The organism is Vibrio sp. 1580 (assembly GCF_033340055.1).
The window spans coordinates 1-504 of record NZ_JAWOVT010000806.1 but is presented as its reverse complement, the minus strand read 5'-3'; the positions used below and the strand labels follow the sequence as shown (position 1 = coordinate 504).

Annotated in this window: 1 protein-coding gene; it reads left to right on the top strand. The window is 49.4% G+C overall.

The window, feature by feature from the left end; all coding sequences use genetic code 11:
• On the top strand, positions 1–504 hold a 504-nt coding region (locus R7093_RS28490), incomplete at both ends, for a FlgK family flagellar hook-associated protein (protein ID WP_411913270.1).

The following is a 504-nucleotide window of genomic DNA, read 5'->3' as shown; positions in this document are numbered from 1 at the left end:
TGAAAACAACCGATCAACCGGATGGCAGCATGCAGGTGACGTTGGTTTCTGGTCAGCCGTTAGTCATGGGCTCGGACTTTGGTCAACTGTCTGCGATTCCTGATCCAAGCGATCCGTATCTTGCGGATCTGCACGTGAATTTTGCTAATCAAAGCTTCGCTATTGGCGATTCGGTCGGGGGTAAGTTGGGTGCCATCAACGATTACCAAACCGACGTTCTAAAGCCAAACCAAGTGGCGCTTGATGACATGGCAAAAGCTCTGGCAGATGAGTACAACGCGGTACTTGCTACAGGTAAAGACTTGAAAGGCAATGCTGGCAAACCACTGTTTAACTACGACCCTGATAACCCAGCGGCAAGTTTAACCATCACAGATTTGAGCGCGGAAGAATTGGCGTTTTCAAGCGATGGTACGCCGGGTAACGCGAATGTTCTTAAATCTCTGATTGATTTGAGTAACAAACCGGTTGCGGTAACGGGCTACGGCTCAGTGAGCTTGAACG